Source organism: [Erwinia] mediterraneensis (assembly GCF_900604315.1).
Classification (GTDB): domain Bacteria; phylum Pseudomonadota; class Gammaproteobacteria; order Enterobacterales; family Enterobacteriaceae; genus Pantoea; species Pantoea mediterraneensis_A.
Genome location: NZ_LR026978.1, coordinates 574,530 through 595,884, shown reverse-complemented (window position 1 = coordinate 595,884; position 21,355 = coordinate 574,530). Strand labels below are relative to the sequence as shown.

The 21,355-nt window shown below is 54.3% G+C and carries 20 protein-coding genes and 5 tRNA genes; 24 read left to right on the top strand and 1 reads right to left on the bottom strand.

Annotated elements, in window-relative coordinates; genetic code table 11:
• Nucleotides 1–71: 71 nt before the first annotated feature.
• The 9 genes from E0E17_RS02805 (at nucleotide 72) to rpoS (ending at nucleotide 6,872) form a co-directional block, all read left to right on the top strand.
• Nucleotides 72–392, top strand: a complete 321-nt coding sequence (locus E0E17_RS02805) for a DUF3561 family protein (protein ID WP_130831311.1) — start codon at nucleotides 72–74, stop codon at nucleotides 390–392.
• Between the two features lie 248 nt (nucleotides 393–640).
• A complete protein-coding gene (ftsB, locus tag E0E17_RS02800; protein ID WP_130835444.1) occupies nucleotides 641–958 on the top strand; it encodes a cell division protein FtsB in 318 nt (105 codons plus the stop codon).
• 3 nt (nucleotides 959–961) lie between these two features.
• Nucleotides 962–1,678 carry a 2-C-methyl-D-erythritol 4-phosphate cytidylyltransferase gene (gene ispD / locus E0E17_RS02795; RefSeq protein WP_130831309.1) on the top strand — a complete coding sequence of 239 codons (717 nt, stop codon included), beginning with the start codon at nucleotides 962–964 and terminating at the stop codon, nucleotides 1,676–1,678.
• Nucleotides 1,678–2,160, top strand: coding sequence for a 2-C-methyl-D-erythritol 2,4-cyclodiphosphate synthase (gene ispF / locus E0E17_RS02790; RefSeq protein WP_130831307.1), 483 nt, complete (start codon nucleotides 1,678–1,680; stop codon nucleotides 2,158–2,160). Before ispD ends, ispF begins: the two co-directional genes overlap by 1 nt.
• 5 nt (nucleotides 2,161–2,165) lie before the next feature.
• The gene (gene truD, locus E0E17_RS02785; RefSeq protein ID WP_130831305.1) at nucleotides 2,166–3,209 is read left to right on the top strand and encodes a tRNA pseudouridine(13) synthase TruD; all 1,044 of its coding nucleotides are present in this window, start codon (nucleotides 2,166–2,168) and stop codon (nucleotides 3,207–3,209) included.
• Nucleotides 3,190–3,951, top strand: coding sequence for a 5'/3'-nucleotidase SurE (gene surE, locus E0E17_RS02780; protein ID WP_130831303.1), 762 nt, complete (start codon nucleotides 3,190–3,192; stop codon nucleotides 3,949–3,951). Before truD ends, surE begins: the two co-directional genes overlap by 20 nt.
• On the top strand, nucleotides 3,945–4,571 hold the full coding sequence (locus E0E17_RS02775; RefSeq protein ID WP_130831301.1) for a protein-L-isoaspartate(D-aspartate) O-methyltransferase: 627 nt from the start codon (nucleotides 3,945–3,947) through the stop codon (nucleotides 4,569–4,571). Before surE ends, E0E17_RS02775 begins: the two co-directional genes overlap by 7 nt.
• Before the next feature lie 172 nt (nucleotides 4,572–4,743).
• Nucleotides 4,744–5,829, top strand: a complete 1,086-nt coding sequence (nlpD, locus tag E0E17_RS02770) for a murein hydrolase activator NlpD (RefSeq protein ID WP_130831299.1) — start codon at nucleotides 4,744–4,746, stop codon at nucleotides 5,827–5,829.
• A 50-nt stretch (nucleotides 5,830–5,879) separates the two neighbouring features.
• On the top strand, nucleotides 5,880–6,872 hold the full coding sequence (rpoS, locus tag E0E17_RS02765; RefSeq protein ID WP_130831297.1) for an RNA polymerase sigma factor RpoS: 993 nt from the start codon (nucleotides 5,880–5,882) through the stop codon (nucleotides 6,870–6,872).
• 269 nt (nucleotides 6,873–7,141) lie between these two features.
• On the opposite strand, the gene mutS is transcribed toward rpoS, so the two are convergent.
• Nucleotides 7,142–9,685: a DNA mismatch repair protein MutS gene (gene mutS / locus E0E17_RS02760; protein WP_130831294.1), complete on the bottom strand. Its 2,544-nt coding sequence runs from the start codon at nucleotides 9,683–9,685 to the stop codon at nucleotides 7,142–7,144.
• Between the two features lie 387 nt (nucleotides 9,686–10,072).
• On the opposite strand from mutS, the gene mltB reads away from it, so the two are divergent.
• The 15 genes from mltB to gshA all read left to right on the top strand — a co-directional run bounded on the left by mltB (nucleotide 10,073) and on the right by gshA (nucleotide 21,280).
• A complete protein-coding gene (gene mltB / locus E0E17_RS02755) occupies nucleotides 10,073–11,155 on the top strand; it encodes a lytic murein transglycosylase B (protein ID WP_130831292.1) in 1,083 nt (360 codons plus the stop codon).
• Nucleotides 11,156–11,235: 80 nt separating this feature from the next.
• Nucleotides 11,236–11,574, top strand: a complete 339-nt coding sequence (locus tag E0E17_RS02750) for a zinc ribbon domain-containing protein YjdM (RefSeq protein WP_130831289.1) — start codon at nucleotides 11,236–11,238, stop codon at nucleotides 11,572–11,574.
• 495 nt (nucleotides 11,575–12,069) lie between these two features.
• Nucleotides 12,070–12,564 carry a nicotinamide-nucleotide amidase gene (pncC, locus tag E0E17_RS02745; protein WP_130831287.1) on the top strand — a complete coding sequence of 165 codons (495 nt, stop codon included), beginning with the start codon at nucleotides 12,070–12,072 and terminating at the stop codon, nucleotides 12,562–12,564.
• A gap of 95 nt (nucleotides 12,565–12,659) precedes the next feature.
• Nucleotides 12,660–13,733 (top strand): recombinase RecA, encoded by a 1,074-nt coding sequence (gene recA / locus E0E17_RS02740; protein ID WP_130831285.1) that lies wholly within the window; start codon nucleotides 12,660–12,662, stop codon nucleotides 13,731–13,733.
• A gap of 113 nt (nucleotides 13,734–13,846) precedes the next feature.
• Nucleotides 13,847–14,362 carry a regulatory protein RecX gene (locus E0E17_RS02735; RefSeq protein ID WP_207302036.1) on the top strand — a complete coding sequence of 172 codons (516 nt, stop codon included), beginning with the start codon at nucleotides 13,847–13,849 and terminating at the stop codon, nucleotides 14,360–14,362.
• 137 nt (nucleotides 14,363–14,499) lie between these two features.
• Complete coding sequence (alaS, locus tag E0E17_RS02730) at nucleotides 14,500–17,130, top strand: alanine--tRNA ligase (protein WP_130831283.1); 2,631 nt, start codon at nucleotides 14,500–14,502, stop codon at nucleotides 17,128–17,130.
• A 241-nt stretch (nucleotides 17,131–17,371) separates the two neighbouring features.
• On the top strand, nucleotides 17,372–17,557 hold the full coding sequence (gene csrA, locus E0E17_RS02725) for a carbon storage regulator CsrA (protein ID WP_004155916.1): 186 nt from the start codon (nucleotides 17,372–17,374) through the stop codon (nucleotides 17,555–17,557).
• A 275-nt stretch (nucleotides 17,558–17,832) separates the two neighbouring features.
• Nucleotides 17,833–17,925 (top strand) — tRNA-Ser (locus E0E17_RS02720).
• 9 nt (nucleotides 17,926–17,934) lie between these two features.
• Nucleotides 17,935–18,011, top strand: a tRNA-Arg gene (locus E0E17_RS02715).
• Between the two features lie 84 nt (nucleotides 18,012–18,095).
• Nucleotides 18,096–18,172 (top strand) — tRNA-Arg (locus E0E17_RS02710).
• Nucleotides 18,173–18,229: 57 nt separating this feature from the next.
• Nucleotides 18,230–18,306, top strand: a tRNA-Arg gene (locus E0E17_RS02705).
• Nucleotides 18,307–18,363: 57 nt separating this feature from the next.
• Nucleotides 18,364–18,440 (top strand) — tRNA-Arg (locus E0E17_RS02700).
• Nucleotides 18,441–18,652: 212 nt separating this feature from the next.
• Nucleotides 18,653–19,219: a fructose-1-phosphate/6-phosphogluconate phosphatase gene (gene yqaB / locus E0E17_RS02695; RefSeq protein WP_130831281.1), complete on the top strand. Its 567-nt coding sequence runs from the start codon at nucleotides 18,653–18,655 to the stop codon at nucleotides 19,217–19,219.
• A complete protein-coding gene (locus tag E0E17_RS02690) occupies nucleotides 19,216–19,644 on the top strand; it encodes a YqaA family protein (protein ID WP_130831279.1) in 429 nt (142 codons plus the stop codon). Before yqaB ends, E0E17_RS02690 begins: the two co-directional genes overlap by 4 nt.
• A 31-nt stretch (nucleotides 19,645–19,675) precedes the next feature.
• Complete coding sequence (gene gshA / locus E0E17_RS02685; RefSeq protein WP_130831277.1) at nucleotides 19,676–21,280, top strand: glutamate--cysteine ligase; 1,605 nt, start codon at nucleotides 19,676–19,678, stop codon at nucleotides 21,278–21,280.
• The last annotated feature ends 75 nt before the right edge of the window (nucleotides 21,281–21,355 follow it).

Here is a 21,355-nt window from a genome sequence, read left to right as displayed (position 1 = left end):
TATTATCATCACTCCCGATAGCCACGACGCGTCGCCTGCTACCACATGGTATCAGTGCTGACAGGATCCTTATGCATAATGTTACGCCCATGCCGTCTCGCAATGATGATAATAATCAGGAATCCGATCCCGGCTGGTTTCTCGCCGGAAGTATCGGTTTTATCGCCTGGTGGCTGGCGCTGGCGTTACCCTTCCTGCTTTATGGCCCCAACACGCTGTTTTTCCTGCTGTATACCTGGCCTTTTTTTCTGGCGCTGCTGCCCCTGTGCGTTCTTACCGGTATTGCGCTTGGCAGCTTGCTGCGTGGCCACCTGTTCCTGATGCTGCTGCTTACCATCGCGGTAGCAATTCTGCTGTTCTGGCTGCTGTTTATGCTGCTGATTAGCTGGTAAGGGCGGATAAGCCGCACCAGGGACAGTTCTGAAAATACCCACGACCTGGTGTCTGAATTTGTCGCTGAGTTACTAAACTTTGCGGTCGTCGGGACGGCATGGCCCTTATTTTATCGCCGCAGATCGGTAAAACCGGCTTATCCGGCGAGAGTTTGCACAGTGAGAGACTAATCCGGCGCTATTTTATTGGCAGAGTGGAGTCAGATGGAAAGTTATGGGATGATTGGGCCGATTTTCAGGGGGCGGGGATGGGAAAACTGACGTTACTGCTACTGGTACTGCTCGGCTGGCTTCAGTATTCGTTGTGGCTGGGTAAGAACGGTATTCATGATTATACGCGCGTCAGCGATGACGTGATGGTACAACAGGCGAATAACGCTAAGCTTAAAGCGCGTAATGACCAGCTGTTCGCTGAAATCGACGATCTTAACGGCGGTTCTGAAGCTATTGAAGAACGTGCACGTAACGAGCTGGGTATGGTGAAACCCGGTGAGACCTTCTATCGCCTGGTGCCAGACCAGAACAAACGTAACGCGCAACAAGCTGCGCAAAACCAACAACGATAAAACATGAACAAGCTGGCTTCCCTTGCGGATGTGATTGCCGTCGTGCCTGCTGCCGGTATCGGCAGCCGCATGCAGTCAACCTGTCCCAAACAGTATCTGACTATTGGTCAGCACACCCTCCTTGAGCACAGCATTGCACGCCTGCTGGCCAGTCCGGCAGTAAAGCAGGTGATCGTCGCTCTGAGTCCTGATGATGTTCAATTTGCGACGCTGCCGCTGGCGCAGGATATGCGCATTGTGCGCGTCACAGGCGGTGAAACGCGTGCCGAATCGGTGCTGGCTGGCCTGCAGGCGGCGCAAGGTGCCGCCTGGGTGTTGGTGCATGATGCGGCGCGTCCCTGTCTGCATCCGGACGACCTGAGCCGCCTGCTGGCGGTACGCAGCACCAGCAAAGTGGGAGCTATTCTGGCGGCGCCGGTGCGTGACACCATGAAACGTGGTGAGCCGGGCAAGGCCACTATCGCCCATACGGTTGAGCGCGACGATCTCTGGCACGCGCTTACCCCCCAGTTTTTTCCGCATGAACTGCTGTTCGCCTGTCTGACGCGGGCGCTGAATGAAGGCGCCACCATTACCGATGAAGCCTCGGCTCTGGAGTATTGCGGCTACCATCCCGAGCTGATCAGCGGGCGCAGTGATAACATTAAAGTGACCAGGCCAGAAGATCTGGCGTTGGCCGCATTCTATCTTACCCAGACTCAGCTAAAGGAGAGCGCATAATGCGTATCGGTCACGGTTTCGATGTTCACGCCTTTGGTGGCGAAGGCCCGTTAGTGATTGGTGGCGTGCGTATTCCTTTCGAACAAGGGTTTATTGCCCATTCCGATGGCGATGTGGCACTACACGCTCTGACGGATGCGCTGCTGGGCGCGGCGGCAATGGGCGATATCGGCAAGCTTTTTCCCGATACCGATCCCGCGTTTAAAGGCGCTGACAGCCGCGGCTTGCTGCGCGAGGCATGGCGACGTATTCAGCAAAAAGGCTACCGTATCGGCAATGTGGACATCACTATTATTGCCCAGGCACCGAAAATGTTGCCACACGTGCCGCAGATGCGCGTCAACATTGCCGAAGATCTTGGCTGCCATATGGACGACGTGAATGTCAAAGCGACCACCACTGAAAAACTGGGCTTTACCGGACGTGGTGAAGGCATCGCCTGTGAAGCGGTTGCGCTGCTGCTGCTGAAGACTGAGGGATGAACCGGGTGCAAGAGTTAGCTTATCTGCATGGTAAACCCGGCGCGACCGGCGTGATTAAAGCCAGTCCGGAAGATTTTAGCGTTATTGAAGATCTGGGATACGCCCCCGACGGGGAGGGCGAGCAACTGCTGGTGCGTATCCGGAAACGCGGCTGTAACACGCGTTTCGTGGCGGAGGCGCTGGCAAAGTTTCTGCGCGTCCCTGTACGGGATCTCAGCTATGCCGGGATGAAGGATCGCCATGCGGTCACGGAACAAACTCTCTGCTTTCGCCTGCCGGGCAAAGAGATGCCCGATCTGAGCCAGTTTCAGCTTGAGGGCGTAGACATCCTCGCAGTGGTGCGTCACAAGCGCAAGCTGCGCACCGGCGCCCTGGCCGGTAACGCTTTTCGTCTTATCATTCGCAACATTACTCAGCCGCAGGAGGTAGAGCAGCGTCTGGAACATATCCGTCAGTCAGGGGTACCCAACTACTTTGGCGAGCAACGTTTCGGACGTAACGGCCATAACCTGACGATGGCGCGACAATGGGCGTGTAATGAGATTCAGATTCGCGATCGCAACAAACGCAGCCTGATTCTGTCAGCGGCGCGCAGCGCGCTGTTCAACCAGCTGACCAGCGAGCGCCTCCGCCAGCAAGGGAGCCTCACGGTAGTAATGGCGGGTGATGCCCTGCAGCTGACCGGTCGCGGTAGCTGGTTTGTCGCCCAGCCGGAAGAGCTGGAGACGCTGCAGCAGCGGGTGCTGAACAATGAGCTACGGATTACCGCGCCATTGCCGGGACGCGGCGAGAGTGGGGCGCAGCTGGCGGCGCTGGCGCTTGAGCAGCAGAGCCTGGCAGGTGCGACAGAATTGGTTACACTGCTTGAGCGCGAGCGCGTTGATGCAGCGCGCCGCGCCATGCTGGTGGTGCCACGCGACATGACGTGGTGCTGGCTGAATGATGCCATGCTGGAGACGCAATTCTGGCTGCCGGCGGGCAGTTTTGCCACCAGCGTGATAAGAGAACTTCTGCAACAAGAAGGTGACGATGCGGATATTGCTGAGTAACGATGACGGCATTCATGCGCCAGGTATCCAGACGCTGGCGAAAGCGCTGCGCGAGTTTGCCGAGGTGCAGGTCGTAGCGCCCGATCGTAACCGCAGCGGAGCGTCTAATTCATTAACCCTGGAAACGCCGCTGCGTACCTTTACCCATGAAAATGGGGATATCGCTGTACAAATGGGGACGCCCACCGACTGCGTTTATCTTGGCGTTAACGCGCTGATGCGACCCAGGCCTGATATTGTGGTCTCCGGCATCAACGCCGGTCCCAATCTGGGCGATGATGTGATCTACTCCGGCACCGTAGCTGCCGCCATGGAAGGACGTCACCTGGGGCTGCCCGCGTTAGCAGTCTCGTTAAATGGGCATCAGCATTACGATACGGCCGCAGCGGTGACCTGTGCAATTTTACGCGCGCTGGCACGCGAACCTTTGCGTACCGGGCGTATTATTAATATCAATGTCCCCGATTTGCCGCTTGTGGAGATCAAAGGTATTCGCGTCACGCGCTGCGGCAGTCGTCACCCCGCGGATCAGGTGATCCCGCAGCAGGATCCGCGTGGCCATACCCTTTACTGGATTGGCCCACCGGGAGAAAAACTGGATGCGGGCCCGGACACAGATTTTGCCGCGGTAGATGAAGGTTATGTCTCGGTGACTGCGCTGCATGTCGATTTAACCGCGCATAGCGCGCAGGATGTGGTCGCTGACTGGTTAACAAAAGCAGAGGTTAATCTTGCATGGTGAACAGACGCATTGAAACGTTGCTGTCACAACTGCGTAAGCAGGGTATTGATGACGAACGCCTGTTAAAGGCGATCGCTGATGTGCCGCGTGAGCGTTTCATTGACGAGGCGTTTGAACATAAAGCCTGGGATAACGTCGCATTGCCGATAGGGTCCGGGCAGACCATCTCACAACCTTATATCGTGGCGCGGATGACAGCGCTGCTGGAGCTGCAGCCAGCTTCACGCGTGCTGGAGATTGGCACGGGGTCAGGCTACCAGACGGCGATCCTCGCTCATCTGGTCGATCATGTCTATTCCGTCGAACGGATAAAAGGGCTGCAGTGGCAGGCAAAACGTCGCCTCAAACAGCTCGATCTGCATAATGTTTCTACACGTCATGGTGATGGCTGGCAGGGATGGCCCGCACGCGGCCCCTTTGATGCCATTATTGTCACTGCTGCGCCACCAGAAATTCCGATTGCGCTGATGGCGCAACTGGATAACCACGGCATTATGGTGCTGCCAGTGGGAGAAGATCATCAGGTATTGAAACGTATCCGGCGCCACAATGAAGAGTTTATTGAAGAGACGATTGAGCCTGTCCGCTTTGTGCCGCTGGTACAGGGCGACCTCGCCTGAGGCGCAGGAAACATCGTATTTCTACACAACTGTTTCATAGCACGGCACTGTTGATATTGTTACTATCCTCTCTCTTCAACGCGAAAAACAACGCTTTGACGCGCTGCGCAGCCTGTTGCGTAGCCGTTTGCAGAAACAGAGATACACACAGGTTTGCCATCACGGGGGAGCAATGAGCACGGGAAGCACACTTTTTCAATTACGTCGTCTGGCGGCGCTTTCACTGGTAGGTTTCTGGCTGGCAGGATGTAGTTCCAGCGATAATACTCAGGCACCCATTAGCCGGGTTGGAGATAACTCAGGGATGAATGGCGCTTCAGGCGGGATGTCTGCCTCCTCTGGCCGGGGGGGAATGATTAGCAATTCCGTACCATCTGCACGTCCATCCAGCGGAATGTTAAGTAATGATAATAATGTTACCACGCAAAATGGCCGTATTGTGTACAATCGCAGCTATGAGAATATTCCGAAAGGTAGCTACAGTGGAGACACTTATACCGTCAAACGTGGCGATACCTTGTTCTACATTGCATGGATTACTGGCAACGACTTCCGCGACCTCGCTCAACGCAACAACATCCCCGCCCCGTATGGCTTAAGCGTGGGTCAGACCCTGCAAATAAGCAACGGTTCGGGCCAGCCAATTACGGGTGGAAATGCCATTACCGTGGCCGATGCAACGCAGAGCGGCGTGCCTGTAACGCCGGGATCTGCGCAAATTAAATCTGCCCCTGTTGCACAGCAACCTGTTATTACGTATTCTGAAGATTCAGGAAATTCGACCGGTAGCAAACTCTTACCGTCGAAAGGAGCAAATGTTGCAACGACAACAGCTCCGGTTACCGCACCACCTACGGTCAGCAGTACAACGAGCAGTTCGACACCGGTCGGCAGCTGGCGTTGGCCTACTGACGGTAAGATTATCGATAACTTCTCTGCTGCAGAAGGTGGCAACAAAGGTATCGATATCTCCGGAACGCGCGGACAGCCTGTGGTCGCCACTGCTTCAGGAAGGGTGGTATACGCAGGTAACGCACTTCGGGGTTACGGTAATCTCATCATCATTAAACACAATGATGATTACCTGAGCGCCTACGCCCATAACGATACAATGCTGGTCCGGGAACAACAGGAAGTTAAGGCGGGGCAAAAAATAGCTGCCATGGGTAGCACCGGAACCAGTTCAGTTAGATTGCATTTTGAAATTCGTTACAAGGGGAAATCCGTAAACCCGTTGCGTTATTTACCGCAGCGATAAACCGGCAGAACTTTGCTGTTCTGCCCTGGGATCACGGGTAGGAGCCGCTTATGAGCCAGAATACGCTGAAAGTTAACGAGTTACACGAAGACGCGGAATTCGACGAGAACGGAGCTGAGGTTTTTGATGAGAAGGCTCTTGTTGAAAACGAACCTGGTGATAACGACGTAGCGGAAGAAGAGTTGTTGTCACAGGGTGCGACGCAACGCGTGTTGGATGCGACGCAACTCTACCTTGGAGAGATTGGCTATTCGCCACTGTTAACGGCAGAGGAAGAAGTGTTCTTCGCTCGCCGTGCTCTGCGAGGCTACATTCCTTCTCGTCGCCGCATGATTGAAAGTAACTTACGACTGGTGGTTAAGATTGCCCGCCGCTATAGCAATCGTGGTCTTGCATTGCTGGACCTGATTGAAGAGGGGAATCTGGGCTTGATTCGTGCGGTTGAGAAGTTTGATCCGGAGCGTGGATTCCGTTTCTCAACGTACGCCACATGGTGGATTCGTCAGACCATTGAACGGGCAATCATGAACCAAACCCGTACAATTCGTCTGCCCATTCACATTGTTAAAGAGTTGAATGTTTATCTGCGCACCGCACGTGAGCTTTCTCACAAGCTTGATCACGAGCCGAGTGCAGAAGAAATCGCTGAGCAGTTGGATAAGCCTGTTGATGATGTCAGCCGTATGCTGCGTCTCAACGAACGTATCACATCAGTGGATACACCTTTAGGCGGTGATTCCGAGAAAGCGCTGCTGGATATCCTGGCCGATGAGAAGGATAACGGTCCGGAAGATACCACGCAGGATGACGATATGAAGCAGAGTATCGTTAAGTGGTTGTTCGAACTGAACGCCAAGCAGCGTGAAGTACTGGCGCGTCGTTTCGGCCTGTTAGGTTATGAAGCGGCGACCCTTGAAGATGTAGGCCGTGAAATCGGTCTGACACGTGAACGTGTGCGTCAGATTCAGGTTGAAGGTTTGCGCCGTCTGCGTGAAATTTTGCAGGCGCAAGGCTTGAACATTGAAGCACTGTTTCGTGAATAACTACTAAGTGCGCAAAATGCGACAAATAAAAAGGTGGCTAACAGCCACCTTTTTTCTTGCCTGTATAAAATTGCGTGCTGCCTGCTGCCTGCCCGGGCTGCGGAGCCGGTTGCACTACTGCTTTTTACTGGCTGGCGCATTCAATGAACTGACCGGCGTTAAACAGAAGCCGCAAACTTTCAGTTAACTGCCGAAAACGCTGCTATTTGCCTGCAGCCGACTTCTGTTTGAAGGCGGGGGTAAGGGCCACAGTTACGTTCCCGGCAGCTTTATACCAGCGATTTCAGTCGATAGATCCACTCCAGCGCCTGACGTGGCGACAGCGTATCGGGATCGAGTGCCTCCAGCGCCTCCACGGCTGGCGAACTCTCCTCCACCAGCAGCGGCAACTGGGAGCCATCCACAGTGGAAACCGCGGCGTTACCTGAAATGGACTCCAGCTCGCGCAGTTTTTGCCGTGCCCGCTTGATCACCTCTTTTGGCACGCCGGCCAGGGCGGCGACTGCCAGACCATAACTTTTGCTGGCGGCACCTTCCTGTACGCTGTGCATGAAAGCGATGGTATCGCCATGCTCAACCGCATCAAGATGCACGTTCACGACGCCTTCCATTTTTTCCGGCAGGGTGGTCAGCTCAAAATAGTGCGTCGCAAACAGCGTCATGGCTTTAATGCGATTCGCCAGGCTTTCGGCGCAGGCCCATGCCAGTGACAAGCCATCATAGGTTGAGGTACCGCGCCCAATTTCATCCATCAGCACCAGGCTCTGCTCCGTGGCGTTGTGGAGAATATTGGCGGTTTCTGTCATCTCCACCATAAAGGTAGAGCGACCTGAAGCGAGGTCATCTGCCGCCCCGACGCGGGTAAAAATACGATCCAGCGGACCGATAACGGTTTCTTCCGCCGGGACAAAGCTGCCGATCCAGGCCATCAGTGCGATCAGTGCGGCCTGGCGCATGTAGGTACTTTTACCACCCATATTGGGACCGGTAATAATCAGCATGCGACGTTGAGGCGAGAGGGCGAGGGGATTGGCGATAAAGGGTTCTTTCAGCACCTGCTCTACAACAGGATGACGACCGCCAGTGATTTTAATGCCCGGTTTATCCTGCAGCTCTGGACAGCAGTAATTCAGTGTCCAGGCACGTTCCGCCAGATTGCTCAGCACATCCAGCTCAGCCAGCGCAGCGGCACTGAGTTGCAACGCCTCCAGATGGGGTAACAGTTGATCGAGCAGTTCCTCATACAGGCTCTTTTCCAGCGCCAGCGCTTTGCCTTTCGAAGTCAGAACCTTATCTTCATACTCTTTCAGTTCCGGAATAATATAGCGCTCAGCATTTTTCAGCGTCTGACGTCTGACATAATGCATCGGCACCTGATGGCTTTGACCCCGGCTGACCTGAATATAATAGCCGTGAACGGCATTGAAACCGACTTTTAGCGTATCCAGCCCGAGCCGTTCGCGTTCACGTATTTCCAGCTTATCGAGATAGTCGCTGGCACCGTCTGCCAGCGCGCGCCACTCGTCCAGTTCGGCATGGTAGCCGGGCGCAATAACGCCGCCGTCACGCACCAGCACCGGCGGGCTTTCAATAATTGCCCGTTCCAGTAATTCACGCAGCTCGTTAAACTCGCCCATTTGCGTGCGTAACTGCTGGAGTTGTGGAGCCTGAACCTCAGCTAACAGCTGATTGAGTTCAGGTAACTGCTGGAAGGCATAGCGCATACGCGCCAGGTCGCGTGGACGCGCCGTACGCAACGCCAGGCGCGCCAGAATACGTTCCAGATCGCCTACCTGACGCAGCACCGGCTGCAGCGTTTCGCACAGATCCTGCAGTTCTTTGATCGATTCCTGGCGCCGCCGGACGGTGGTGATATCGCGTAACGGCACATGCAGCCAGCGTTTCAGCATACGGCTGCCCATCGGCGTGACCGTTTTGTCGAGCACGGCCGCAAGAGTATTGTCGCTGCCGCCCGCCAGGTTTTGCGTAATCTCCAGGTTACGTCGCGTTGCGGCATCCATGATTACGCTGTCCTGCTGACGCTCCATACAGACAGAGCGGATATGCGGCAGAGAGGTGCGCTGGGTATCTTTGACATATTGCAGCAGGCAACCGGCGGCGCGCAGCGCCAGATGCGCCTGTTCTACGGCAAAGCCGCTCAGATCGCGCGTACCAAATTGCAAGTTCAACTGCTGGCGTGCCGTATCGATCTCAAATTCCCAGAGCGGACGACGACGCAATCCCCGACGATTTTCAATCAGGGCCATGGCCTGGAAATCTTCCGGATAAAGCAGCTCGGCCGGGCTGGTGCGCTGTAACTCTGCCGCCATGGTTTCCATATCGGCAGGTTCGCTGAGACGAAAGCGTCCGGAGCTGATGTCCAGGGTCGCGTAGCCATAACCGCGCGGACTCTGGAAAATCGCTGCCAGCAGGTTGTCCTGTCGTTCCTGCAGCAAGGCTTCATCACTGATGGTGCCAGGCGTAACAATGCGCACCACTTTGCGTTCCACCGGCCCTTTACTTAACGCGGGATCGCCAATCTGCTCGCAAATGGCGACCGACTCGCCCTGCTGAACCAGCTTCGCCAGATAGCTCTCTACGGCGTGGTAAGGCACACCCGCCATGGGAATAGGTTCGCCTGCTGAAGCACCGCGTTTGGTCAGGGAAATGTCCAGCAATTGAGAAGCGCGTTTGGCGTCGTCAAAGAACAGCTCATAAAAATCCCCCATGCGATAGAACAGCAGGATGTCGGGATGTTCCGCCTTCAGACGCAGGTATTGCTGCATCATCGGCGTATGGGCGCTGAAATCCATTTGCTCTGATCCTTTTATCTCGATTTCACTCAACGTTGACTCTTCCTGTTAACCCGATGTAATGGCGTTGCCGTTAATGCGATTTTGCACCGCTCTCGCTGCCTGTGGCAGAAGCGGTAAAAAGGGGATGTTACCACTATTGCCGCCAGCGCTTCACCCGCCTTGCTCAGTGCGCTGTTTTACCGGGAGCGACCATAGCAAAGGGAAAAGGGACAGAAAACCGATTTTTTGTCACAAGATTGAAAGGGTCGAGCTGCCTCGCAAAGTGTGGTTGTAACGACATGCAAGCGCGCCAGACTGACGTTTTTTTAAGATTTTGCCCTGTATGTCGCTGCGCTGAACGATTAACATGACGGCACTTGGTTTCACCTGGCTTATGGATATCCGATGCGTTTCAAGGTCACCCTTTTGTCACTTTTCGCGCTGCTGGCCGCCTGCAGCAGTAAACCCGACACCTCTGCGCAAGCGACCACACCTTCTGCCCCGAAAGGGGGATTTTTACTGTCACCCGATCATAACGTTCAGCCGATGTTTGGTGATTTTGCCGGCAACCCGGCGGCAGAACAGTTTATTGATCAAATGGTTGAAAAGCATGGTTTTGACCGGCAGCAGCTGCATGCCATTCTTGGGCAGGCGAAGCGGCTGGATTATGTTCTGCGTCTGATGGATCGGCAGGCACCCAGCTACACGCCGCCTGCCGGGCCTAATGGCGCCTGGATCCGCTACCGCAAGCAATTCATCACGCCTGACAACGTGCAAAACGGTGTCGCGTTCTGGAATCAGTATCAGGACGCTTTGCTGCGCGCGCAGCAGGTCTATGGCGTGCCGCCGGAAATTATTGTCGGCATTATTGGCGTGGAAACCCGCTGGGGCAGGGTTATGGGTAAAACGCGCATTCTGGATGCGCTGGCGACCCTCTCCTTTAACTACCCACGGCGCGCAGCCTATTTCAGCAGCGAGCTGGAGACATTTTTGCTGATGGCCCGCAATGAGCAGGACGATCCACTGGCGCTACGGGGATCTTTTGCCGGTGCGATGGGGTATGGTCAGTTCATGCCTTCTTCTTATCAGCAGTACGCCGTTGATTTCAATGGTGACGGCCATATCAACCTCTGGGATCCGGTCGATGCCATTGGCAGCGTGGCGCATTACTTCCAGGCGCATGGCTGGCAGCCAGGTCAGGGAGTCGCAGTGCCTGCCAGCGGACAGGCACCTTACCTGGAGAATGGCTTTAAAACCCGTTACAGCCCCCAGACGCTGACTGCCGCGGGCCTGGCCCCCCAGGAAACGCTGGGGAATCAGCAGGAGGTCAGCCTGCTACGGCTTGATCTGGGTAGCAGCTACCAGTACTGGTATGGCTTGCCAAACTTCTATGTGATCACACGCTATAACCACAGCACGCATTACGCCATGGCAGTCTGGCAACTGGGCGAGGCGGTAGGGAAGGCGCGGCAGGGCGGGCTACTTTAACGCTACCCTTATAAAGTATATGGATATAAGATGGCGCCGTTTGTGGTGCCATCTTTTTTTGCTGCCGATGAGGAGTTTTTATGCAGCCTTTACCCGCCTGTCCCCTTTGCCAGTCGGAATACACCTGGCAGGATAACGATAACCTGAATTGTCCTGAGTGCGGTCATATCTGGTCGCTAACCGTTACTCCTCCTCTGGAGGATCTGCCGGAAGTCCGTGATGCGAACGGCAATCTGCTGAGCGATGGCGACAGCGTCACAGTCATCAAAGATTTAAAGGTGAAAGGCAGTTCCTCGATCCTGAAGATCGGCACCCGGGTGAAAGGGATCCGCCTGGTGGAGGGGGATCACAATATCGATTGCAAGATCGAGGGCTTTGGGCCGATGAAGCTTAAGTCGGCGTTTGTGAAAAAAAGCTGATTACCACGGGCATGAGGTGTTGTGCTGCTTCCTGCCCATTATCGCTCACCCGCACAATCAGCGTTTTCTCGCTGCCGCCCGCCGCACGTTATCTGGCAAGCAGCGACAGCGAAACCGCTGAGCCCGCGCCAACACAGACCTTTTCCATCCCTGCGTCAGACAGTACGGTGGCAAAGTCGCTATCTGATGCGCGACCGACTATCATCTTTTACAGGATTTACAGGCCGTGCTGGCCCGTTTTTGCGTTAATGGGGAGCCGTCACCGTCAGTGGTAAAGGGGCACTCTGGCCGTATGATCACCGCTTTATGCTGACGCAGAGCCGGGGCAATGAGCCGCACTTTCTGACCGCTTTTTGGCAAGACAATAAAAAGGGGGAGAGCAGTGGCTGGATCCGGCTCGCAATTGCGCAGCGCAAAGCAGGTGCAGCATTGAAAAACTTAACCTGATGCCCCATTCCCTGCTAACGTTAACCCCGCAAATTCGGGAGAACGGCCATGACTGATAATGAATTACAGCAGTTGAGTGCGCTTATTGGCGCGCAGCTGAAAGCGCAAGGTGCGACGGTAACCACGGCGGAATCCTGCACCGGTGGCTGGATAGCTAAAGCGTTTACCGATATCAGTGGCAGTTCCGCCTGGTTTGAGCGTGGCTTTGTGACCTACAGTAATCAGGCCAAACAGGAGATGATTGGGGTACAGGCAGCCACGCTTGAAAACTATGGTGCCGTGAGCCAACAAACGGTGCGTGAGATGGCTGACGGGGCGAGAAAGGCCGCGCGCGCCGATTATGCCATTGCCGTCAGCGGCATTGCCGGGCCCGATGGCGGTACGGCAGAAAAACCGGTGGGCTGCGTATGGTTTGCTTTTGCCGCACCGCAGGGAAAAACAGAGGCGTTTCAACAGCATTTTGTCGGGGACCGCGATGCCGTCAGGCGGCAAGCGGTAGCCTGGGCGTTGCAGACGCTATATGATGAATTTCTCAAAAATTAAGCTTGATACTGTATGGCTATACAGTATAATTAGCGGCAACAGAAAGAGAGCAAGCATACGTGATGCGTGCTTCCCCGGCATGATTAGGAGTTAAAATGGCGATTGACGAAAACAAACAGAAGGCTTTAGCTGCCGCGCTGGGCCAGATTGAAAAACAATTTGGCAAAGGCTCCATCATGCGTCTGGGTGAAGATCGCTCGATGGATGTGGAGACTATCTCTACCGGTTCGCTTTCGCTGGACATCGCGCTGGGCGCGGGTGGCCTGCCGATGGGCCGTATTGTCGAAATTTACGGTCCGGAGTCTTCCGGTAAAACCACCCTGACGCTGCAGGTGATTGCTGCCGCACAGCGCAAGGGTAAAACCTGTGCCTTTATCGATGCTGAGCATGCGCTGGATCCGGTTTATGCGAAAAAACTGGGCGTAGATATCGATAATCTGCTCTGTTCACAGCCGGATACCGGTGAGCAGGCACTGGAAATCTGTGACGCGCTGGCGCGTTCTGGTGCAGTTGACGTGATCATCGTTGACTCCGTCGCGGCGCTGACGCCGAAAGCGGAAATCGAAGGTGAAATCGGCGACTCCCACATGGGTCTGGCCGCACGTATGATGAGCCAGGCAATGCGTAAGCTGGCGGGTAACCTGAAGCAGTCCAACACGCTGCTGATCTTCATCAACCAGATTCGTATGAAAATCGGTGTGATGTTCGGTAACCCGGAAACCACCACCGGTGGTAATGCGCTGAAATTCTACGCTTCTGTTCGTCTCGATATTCGCCGTATTGGCGCCATTAAAGAAGGCGACAACGTGGTAGGTAGCGAAACGCGCGTGAAGGTAGTGAAAAACAAAATTGCGGCTCCCTTCAAGCAGGCTGAGTTCCAGATCATGTATGGCGAAGGCATTAACGTCTACGGCGAGTTGGTTGACCTGGGCGTGAAGCATAAGCTGATTGAAAAAGCGGGTGCCTGGTATAGCTACAACGGTGACAAAATCGGTCAGGGTAAAGCGAATGCCAGCAATTTCCTGAAAGAGAATCCGGCAATCTCTAATGAGATTGAGCAGAAGCTGCGTGACATGCTGTTGAACAGCACTGGCGCTGAAAATAGCGCTGCAGATTTCTCCGCAGATGACTACGAAAAAGCGGAAAGCGAAACCAACGAAGACTTCTGATACACCAGCGGGAGTGGAGAAATCCACTCCCGTTTTCTTTTATTCCGCATCAGCCTTTTCCTCCTCCTCCAGCCCGGCCATAATCCCCTCTCAGCAGCAATAAGGTACATACTATGTCGGAGCAGCCTGAAGCCCCCGAAGTCGTCTCTTTTTCCCGCCTGCTCGATCGCGCTATGCGCATCCTGACGCAGCGCGATCATGGTCGTGAAGAGCTGAAGCGCAAGCTGCAGCAGTCAGCACAGCGTGCTGCCTGGATGAAACAAAAAAAACCTGAAATCATCACCGATGAGCAGATGGAAAAAGTGCTTAACTGGTGTCAGGAAAATGGCTGGCTGAATGACGATCGCTTTACCGAACGTTTTATTCAAAGTCGCAGCCGGAAAGGCTATGGGCCACAGCGCATCCGCATGGAGCTGACACAAAAAGGCATTGGCCGCGAAGAGATCGATCTGGCGCTGGAGGCGGCAGAGATTGACTGGGCCGCCTGTGCCGCCGCGCTGGCAGAGCGCAAATTTGGGTTACCCTTACCCACGGAGTGGAAAGAAAAAGCGAAAGTGCAGCGTTATTTACAGGCGAAAGGCTTTCTTATGGAAGATATTCAGTCTGTTTTCAGAAATTTTAACGACTGAATTGCGATGGGGATTTTACTTCCCACTGAAGAAAATTTATCTTATCCCCACTTTTTGTTCCTCAGTCGCAGGCTGGCCGCGCGGACGGTGGTCGCCAGGCGAGACGGAACGTTCGTTAGCGTGATTCCAGGATAAATATGAGCAAGAGCACTGCTGAGATCCGTCAAGCGTTTCTCGACTTTTTTCATAGCAAGGGACATCAGGTTGTAGCCAGCAGCTCCCTCGTACCGAATAATGATCCGACGCTGCTGTTTACTAACGCCGGAATGAACCAGTTCAAAGATGTTTTCCTTGGACAGGACAAGCGTAACTACAGCCGCGCTACCACATCGCAGCGCTGCGTACGCGCTGGCGGTAAACACAACGATCTGGAAAATGTGGGTTATACCGCCCGCCATCACACTTTTTTTGAAATGCTGGGCAACTTCAGCTTCGGCGACTATTTCAAACAGGAAGCCATTGCCTTTGCCTGGGAACTTCTGACCAGTGAGCAGTGGTTCAATCTGCCGAAAGAGCGTCTGTGGGTGACCGTTTATGAAACGGATGACGAAGCCTATGACATCTGGGCCAGTGAGATTGGCATCCCGCGCGAGCGCATTATCCGCATCGGCGATAACAAAGGCAGTGCGTACGCATCAGATAACTTCTGGCAGATGGGGGATACCGGTCCCTGCGGCCCCTGCAGCGAAATTTTTTACGATCATGGCGATCATATCTGGGGTGGCCCTCCGGGCAGCCCGGAGGAAGATGGCGATCGCTATATCGAAATCTGGAACATTGTGTTCATGCAGTTTAACCGCCAGGCGGATGGCACCATGCTGCCGCTGCCGAAGCCTTCGGTGGATACCGGTATGGGGCTGGAGCGTATCTCCGCTGTACTGCAGCACGTGAACTCCAACTATGAAATCGATCTTTTCCAGAAACTGATTGAAGCGGTTGCCAGGGTGACCGGTGCCAGCGATCTGAGCAATAAATCGCTGCGCGTAATTGCCGACCATATTCGTTCCTGCGCCTTCCTGATCGCTGACGGCGTGATCCCCTCGAATGAAAACCGTGGCTACGTCTTGCGCCGCATCATTCGTCGTGCGGTGCGTCACGGCAACATGCTGGGAGCGAAAGAGGCCTTCTTCTATAAACTGGTGGCCCCGCTGATTGAAGTCATGGGTTCGGCAGGCGAAGAGCTGAAACGCCAGCAGAGCCAGGTAGAGAATGTGCTGAAAACGGAAGAAGAGCAGTTTGCGAAAACGCTGGAACGCGGCCTGACCCTGCTCGATGAAGAGCTGGCAAAACTGCAGGGCGATACGCTGGACGGTGAAACCGTATTCCGTCTGTACGATACCTTTGGCTTCCCGGCCGATCTGACCGCTGACGTATGTCGTGAACGTAACCTGAAAATTGACGAAGCGGGCTTTGAAGCGGCGATGGAACAACAGCGCCAGCGCGCGCGCGAGGCGAGCGGTTTTGGTGCGGACTATAACAATGTTATCCGTATCGACTCAGCCTCCCGTTTCCAGGGTTATGATCATCTGGAACTCACCTCGACGGTGAAAGCGATCTTTGTTAACGGCCAGGCGGTTGATGCGCTGTCTGCTGGCGAAGAGGGCGTTGTGGTGCTGGATGAGACGCCATTCTACGGCGAGTCAGGCGGCCAGGTGGGCGATACCGGCGTGCTGACAGGGAAAAATGCTGAATTTGCAGTACAGGATACACAAAAATATGGTCAGGCTATTGGTCATATCGGTAAGCTGAACCACGGTCAACTGCACACCGGCGATCGGCTGGATGCTCAGGTGGATAAAGCGCGTCGCGCGCGCATCCGCCTTAACCACTCTGCAACGCACTTATTGCATGCGGCGTTGCGTCAGGTGCTGGGTGAGCATGTGGCACAAAAAGGATCGCTGGTTAACGATAAATATCTGCGCTTCGACTTCTCGCATTTTGAGGCGATGAAGCCGCAGGAGATCCGTCAGGTTGAGGATATCGTTAACGCCCAGATCCGCCGCAATCTGGCGGTAGAAACGGACATCATGGATCTGGATGCCGCGAAAGCCAAAGGCGCGATGGCGCTGTTTGGTGAGAAGTATGATCAGCGCGTACGCGTGCTGACCATGGGCGACTTTTCTGTCGAACTGTGTGGCGGTACTCATGCCAGCCGCACCGGCGATATCGGGCTGTTCCGTATTTTGTCCGAATCCGGTACGGCAGCAGGTATTCGTCGTATTGAGGCGGTAACGGGTGAGGGCGCGCTGACTCAGGTGCATACCCAGAGTACCCAGCTGCAGGAGATTGCGCAGCTGGTGAAAGCCAACAGCAGTAACCTGAATGAAAAAGTACGCGGACTGGTTGATCATGTCCGTGCGCTGGAGAAAGAACTGCAGCAGCTGCGCGATCAGCAGGCTGCACAAGAGAGTGCGTCACTGAGCAGCAAAGCGACCGATGTACAGGGCGTGAAGCTGCTGGTGACTGAACTGAGCAATACCGAACCGAAGATGCTACGCACCATGGTCGACGATTTGAAAAACCAGCTGGGTTCAGCGGTAATCGTTCTGGCTACGGTAGCGGAAGGAAAGGTCTCACTGATCGCGGGCGTCACAAAAGACCTCACCGATCGCGTAAAAGCGGGTGAGTTAGTGGGCGATTTGGCCCGTCAGGTGGGTGGTAAAGGCGGCGGACGCCCCGATATGGCCCAGGCTGGTGGCACCGATGCACAGGCGTTAGCCGGTGCGCTCTCTGGCGTGGAAGCCTGGGTCAGTGCAAGACTGAAATAGAACAAAGCATCGCTAAAAGCGCCAGGATCTTACGTCCTGGTGCTTTTTATGAAGAAGTGCATCAGGTAATGACAAAGTCAGGCTGAGGTAGTGTATTTCGGCTAAACTAACTATCAGCAGAATGTATTGGCGCGATGAAGCACATTGGTGTATTTGTCATAGTCAACGTTTAGCGTTATATGATGGATAATGCCGGGAGCCCGAACAGGCCCGACTCTATTAATCTTTCAAGGAGCAAAGAATGCTTATTCTAACTCGTCGAGTTGGTGAAACCCTCATGATAGGCGATGAGGTGACTGTAACGGTGCTGGGAGTTAAAGGTAACCAGGTTCGCATTGGTGTTAATGCGCCTAAAGAAGTTTCGGTGCATCGCGAAGAGATCTATCAGCGCATTCAGGCCGAAAAAACTCAGCAAACGAGTTACTAACGGATCCAGCGTCTCGCTGGCGGGCGAGGCGCTACCGCTTAACTCACTCTTTTCTTGCTTTCCCCTTACTCCCTTTTTCTCCTTTTCAGCAGATATTCTTTGTTGATTATTCACTCTTTTTGTTTTCAAAATATGCGAATTGCGTGTCATTTGTGCAAATGAACTTCTGGTGGGAAAAATTGTTTGACTTATAAGTCCGGGAAAGTAATATGTGCGCCACGCAGTGCCGATGAGCGGAAACAAAGTTCAGACGCACAGTTCGTAAGAACGCGTAAGGTGAGGTGGCCGAGAGGCTGAAGGCGCTCCCCTGCTAAGGGAGTATGCGGTCAAAAGCTGCATCCGGGGTTCGAATCCCCGCCTCACCGCCATTTACTGATGCATCCGTAGCTCAGCTGGATAGAGTACTCGGCTACGAACCGAGCGGTCGGAGGTTCGAATCCTCCCGGATGCACCATCGGTAAAAAGAAGTTCAGAGTGAACGAGCAGTTCCTTTCATGGTGAGTTGTCAGCACCCTGCGTTGTACAAGAATTTATTAATGCATCCGTAGCTCAGCTGGATAGAGTACTCGGCTACGAACCGAGCGGTCGGAGGTTCGAATCCTCCCGGATGCACCATTCTTCGTATTCGTCCCAGGTTGGTTTGATTTAATCCATACAAAGCGATTTCTCAATGCATCCGTAGCTCAGCTGGATAGAGTACTCGGCTACGAACCGAGCGGTCGGAGGTTCGAATCCTCCCGGATGCACCATTCTCTCCCCCTGTTTTCTGGCGTAACTCACGCTGCAATTAAAAAAGATTCCTTAATGCATCCGTAGCTCAGCTGGATAGAGTACTCGGCTACGAACCGAGCGGTCGGAGGTTCGAATCCTCCCGGATGCACCATCCCTGACATTTCCCCCTGATTGTTTCACCTGCCGTTAACCGGCAAAAAGTGACGATATTTCCGGCAGTTAACCCCGGCTTTCCACTCTCACCTTTTTCTGAAAAAGAAAATTGCTAATGCTTTCAAAGCATTTGCTGTTCATCAGTACCGGCGACAACCTGGGCGCATTACGCTAAAGTAAAGGCTTCTTTGCTGGATGTCCGGAGTGACAATGTACGATCAATATGACGCCCTGATTTTCGATATGGACGGCACTATTCTGGATACTGAGCCGACACATCGAAAAGCCTGGCATCAGGTGCTGGCACGTTATGGAATGACGCTGGACGAAGCGCAGATCATCGGTTTTAACGGGGCCCCCGCCTGGCGACTGGCGCAATTTATTATTGAGCAGAACCAGTCGGCTCACGACCCTCATCGCCTGGCCGCAGAAAAGACGGCAGCGGTAAAAGCGATGCTGCTGGAAGATGTCCGTCCCTTGCCGCTATTAGAGGTGGTAAAAGCGTATCACGGTCGTCGCCCGATGGCGGTGGGGACCGGCAGTGAACACAGCATGGTGGAGGCCTTGCTGCAGCATCTGGGGGTCCGTGAGTTGTTTACGGCTATCGTCGGCGCCGATGATGTGACCCGACATAAACCCGAACCCGACACTTTTTTGCGTTGTGCCGCTTTGCTGGGTGTGGCGCCAGAACGTTGCGTGGTATTTGAAGACGCTGATTTTGGCCTGCAGGCGGCGAAAGCGGCCGGTATGGACGTGGTTGATGTGCGTCTGCTGTGAGTGAGGTTCTGACTTACGGTTCTTTGTTTGGCAGCAGCTTTCTCAGCGCAACCCTGCTTCCGGGAAGTTCTGAGGCGTTGCTGATAGCTATGCTGATCGCCAATAAGGGATCAGTTTATGGGTTGCTGTTGGCCGCATCAGTGGGAAACACGCTGGGCGGTCTGACCAACATTCTTCTTGGTCGCTTGCTGCCGCTGAAACGGCAGGGGCGATGGCATGACACAGCAATGACGTGGTTGCACCGATTAGGCCCAGCAGCACTGTTATTTAGCTGGCTGCCGGTGATTGGCGATCTGCTCTGCGTACTGGCAGGTTGGTTGCGCTTTGCCTGGCTTCCGGCGTTGTTGTTTCTCGCTATCGGTAAAACACTGCGTTACATCGTTATCGCGACCGCCACATTACAGGGCATGCAATGGTGGCATTGATTCGCACAGATTCGAGGCTACGGTTAACATTATGCTGAACAAAAATAAAATATTCTCACAGCGGGAGGTTAATGTGATCCCGGACGTATCTAAAGCGCTCTCCTGGCTGGAAGCGCATCCTGACGCGCTCAAAGGCATCTGTCGCGGTATTGAACGCGAAACGTTGCGCGTAAAACCGGACGGCCATCTGGCAACCAGCGGCCATCCTGAATCCCTGGGTTCAGCGCTTAAGCACGACTGGATTACTACCGACTTTGCCGAAACCCTGCTCGAATTCATCACGCCGGTCGATCAGGATATCGATCACTTGCTGCTTTTCCTGCGCGATATCCATCGCCATGTAGCCCGCGAGCTGGGCGAAGAGCGGATGTGGCCTTTCAGTATGCCCTGTATTATTGATGATGCTGATGAAATTCAGCTGGCGCAATATGGCAGTTCCAATATCGGCCGCATGAAGACGCTTTATCGCCAGGGCCTGAAAAATCGTTATGGTGCGCTGATGCAGACCATCTCCGGCGTACACTACAACTTTTCACTGCCGCTCTCCTTCTGGCAAGAGTGGGCGGATGTCAAAGATAAAGAGAGCGGTAAAGAGACCATTTCTGCAGGCTATCTGCGCCTGATCCGCAACTATTATCGCTTTGGCTGGGTGATCCCTTATTTGTTTGGCGCATCGCCGGCCATCAATGACAGCTTCCTGCAGGGGCGTGAAGTTAAGTTACCGTTTGAAACGGATGGTAAGGGCATGTTGTGGCTGCCGTATGCGACTTCGCTGCGCCTGAGCGACCTTGGCTATACCAATAAGTCGCAAAGCGGGCTTGGTATTACCTTTAACTCCCTGGAAGAGTATGTGCGCGCGCTGAAGGCGGCAATTAAAACGCCGTCAGAGGAGTATGCGGCGCTGGGCACCAAAGATGTGGCGGGTAACTGGATCCAGCTCAACACCAATGTGCTGCAGATTGAAAATGAACTCTATGCGCCGATTCGGCCAAAACGCGTCACGCGTTCAGGCGAAGCGCCATCAGATGCGCTGCTGCGCGGCGGTATTGAATATATTGAAGTGCGCTCGCTGGATATTAACCCCTTCTCCGCCACCGGCGTCGATGCGGATCAGGTGCGTTTCCTTGACCTGTTCCTGATCTGGTGTACCCTGGCGGATGCGCCGGAAATGAGCGCCGAAGAGCTGCTGTGCAGCCGGAAAAACTGGAACCGCGTCGTGCTGGAAGGTCGTAAGCCAGGGCAGGTGATTGCCGTGGGGTGTGAGGAAGCACAGCATTCGCTGGTGGAAGTGGGTAAAACCTTGTTTGCCGATCTGCGCCGCGTTGCCGAAGTGCTCGACAGCAATCAGGGTAGCACGCAATATCAACAGGTTTGTGATCAACTGGTAGCATCCTTCGACGATCCTGAGCTAACCTACTCTGCACGCATCCTGCAGGCCATCAAAGACAACGGATTAAACGGTACCGGTATTGCTCTGGCAGAACAGTATCGCCACCTGTTAAACGAAGAGCCGCTGGAAGTGTTAACGGAAGAGGATTTTGCCCGTCAGGCCCGGGAATCACTGGCTGCGCAGAAAAGTCTGGAAGAGAGCGACACGCTGGACTTTGAAGCCTATCTGGCCAGCCGGGAAGGGTAAAAAAGAAAAAGGCCACGTCAATGTGGCCAAATTAACATCTCTGTTGTCAGGGATGATGATAACAAATGCGCGTCT